The organism is Fusobacterium sp. (assembly GCF_029258315.1).
Lineage (GTDB): Bacteria > Fusobacteriota > Fusobacteriia > Fusobacteriales > Fusobacteriaceae > Fusobacterium_B.
Genome location: NZ_JARHZE010000073.1, coordinates 1 through 2,568, shown reverse-complemented (window position 1 = coordinate 2,568; position 2,568 = coordinate 1). Strand labels below are relative to the sequence as shown.

2 protein-coding genes and 1 pseudogene are annotated in these 2,568 nt (G+C 27.1%); all 3 read left to right on the top strand.

Annotation, left to right across the window (positions count from 1 at the left end):
* A partial coding sequence (locus Q1J48_RS05535; protein WP_300361859.1) for a lysophospholipid acyltransferase family protein occupies nt 1-805 on the top strand: 805 nt, incomplete at its 5' end.
* 20 nt (nt 806-825) lie between these two features.
* On the top strand, nt 826-1,773 hold the full coding sequence (locus Q1J48_RS05530; RefSeq protein ID WP_300361857.1) for a lysophospholipid acyltransferase family protein: 948 nt from the start codon (nt 826-828) through the stop codon (nt 1,771-1,773).
* A gap of 112 nt (nt 1,774-1,885) precedes the next feature.
* A pseudogene (locus tag Q1J48_RS05525) lies at nt 1,886-2,568 on the top strand (M16 family metallopeptidase); the annotation flags it as partial.

Here is a 2,568-nt window from a genome sequence, read left to right as displayed (position 1 = left end):
TAAAATTTTAAAATCAAGAAGAATTACAACACTATTAAATCTTAAATTAGTTTTTCCTGAAAAATCTTTAGAAGAGTTGGAAAAAATAGCTATTGAATCTTATAAAACTATTGGAAAGGCTTTTATTGGAACTCTTTGGCTTGATAAATATGTTAATAAAGAGGGAAACTTTAAGATAGCAAATCCTGAAATGGTTGAGGTCCTAGAAAAAAATCAACCTTTTGCATCTGCTAATATGCACTTTGGAAATATGGAAGGGCTACTTAAGATAGGTGAAAAATTTAACATTGTTACAGTTGGAAAAACTCAAAATAATCCATATGTCAATAATGAAATTGTAAAAAATAGAGAATGTTTTAATATTACTCTTTTACAAAGAAGTAGAAGTACAAGTAGAGAGCTTGTTAAATATGCAAAAGAAAATAGAAATATTGCTATTTTAACAGATCAAAAAGGTAGTGGAACTGATGTAGTATTTTTTGGAGAGCCTACTATTGCTCCTACTGGTATAACAAGTATAGCTTGTAAATTTGATCGTCCTTTATATCTGATCTATTGTATATATGAAAAAGATTTTACTACTTTAGCTTTTATAAAAGAGATTAAAAAATGTGAGGATGAATCTCTATCTTTTAAAGAAAAAGTACAAATCACAACTCAAAACACTATAAATGAAATTGAAAAAGTTATTAAAGAGTATCCTGAACAATGGATGTGGATGCACGACAGATGGACTTTTTACAGACAATATAAAAAAGGTACTTTAAGAAAAGATTTAGCAGAGTTTGCTAAACTGATAAAATAATAAGGGGATTTAGTAACAAAATGGAGAGAAATATAAATTTTTTTAAAAGAGGAATATACTATATTCAATTTTTAATTATTAGATTTTTAGAAAAAGTTTTTATGCTTTTACCTGAAAAAACTAGATTTAAAATAGGTGAGAACGTAGCAGTTTTAGCTTTTAAAATTGTGGGAGAAGTTAGAAACATCACCATATTAAATTTAAAATTAGCTTTTCCTGATAAAACAAATGATGAAATAAAAAAATTAGGTATTGAGTCTTGTAAGACTATGAGTAGAGCATTTTTTGTAAATATGTGGCTTGATAAGTATTTAGAAAATGATGATAATTTTAAAATTGTTGATGAAGATTTATTAAATGAGGCTATAAAAGATGGTCCTGTTGTTTTTGGGGCTATGCACTTTGGAAATATGGAGGCTCCTGTTAAATTAGCCAATAGATTTCCTATTGTTACTGTGGCGAAAGATAGAACTAATCCATATATAAATGATCTTGTAATAAAAAACAGAACTCGTTTTAATATAACTCTTCTTCAAAAAAATAAAACTACAAGTAGAGAGTTAATAAAATGTGCTAAAGATGGTATGACGCCAATTCTTTTAACAGATCATAGAGATAGTAATGGAACTGATATTAAATTTTTCGGTGAAGAAACAACAGCTCCAACTGGTGTTGCAAGTATAGCTCTAAAATATAAAAGACCTCTTTACCTTATGTACTGTATCTTAAAAGAGAATAACACAACTGAAGTTCATATTAGAAAAGTTTTAAAATCTGATGACTCTTCTCTTTCATTTAAAGAAAATGTGCAAAAAACTGTACAAAATATGTTTAACGAAATGGAAATAGTTATGAGAGAATATCCTGAGCAATGGATGTGGTCTTATGACAGATGGAAACTGCATAGTAAATATAAAAAGGGATTACTTAGTCCTGAACTTATGAACTTTGTTAAAACATTTAAATAAATTTATTCTACCACAGATGTTTTTCTGTGGTTTTTTATTCAAAATATGCCTTGACTTAAATAAAAAAAAATGATAAGTTTTTTATATAAAATAAATTATAATAGGTGATCTTATGAATTTTTCAAAAAAACTTTTTTTTATATTTTTTATTTTTATTTCTATCTTTTCATTTTCTAAAAATATAGAAAATTCAAAAGATTTAAAAATTAAAAAATTAAACAATGGTATAACTTATTACTACTATAACAACCAAAGATTGAAAGATAGGGTTTCAATAAATGTTGTTGTAAAATCTGGTTCTCTACAAGAGGAAGAAAATCAAAAAGGGATAGCCCACTTCCTTGAACATATGGTTTTCAATGGTACTAAAAGTTAAAAAAAAAATGGAATAGTAAAATATTTTGAATCGATTGGACTTTCTTTTGGTGGAGACTTAAATGCTCATACATCTTTTTATGAAACTGTTTATAAACTTCAACTTCCTAGTGATGACAAAGGAAAGTTTGAAGAGGGGGTTAAAATATTAAAAGAGATGGTATTTGATGCTACTCTTACTGATGAAGATATAAATGAAGAAAAGGAAATCGTTGTAGAAGAGTGGAGACTTTCTCAAGGATTTAGAGAGAGAATGACTTCTTTTTGGAAAAAAGTTATATATGATGACTCTAGATACAATGAAAGATTTCCTATTGGTGATATGGATATTGTTAGAGGATCTGACCACAATCTTGTAAAATCTTACTATGATAAGTGGTATAGACCTGAAAATATTGGAGTGATTATAGTTGGTGATGT

Bases quoted from the DNA above. Each gene is read 5' to 3' on its own strand.
- Q1J48_RS05530 (WP_300361857.1), top strand. From the start codon at position 826: ATGGAGAGAAATATAAATTTTTTTAAAAGAGGAATATACTATATTCAA.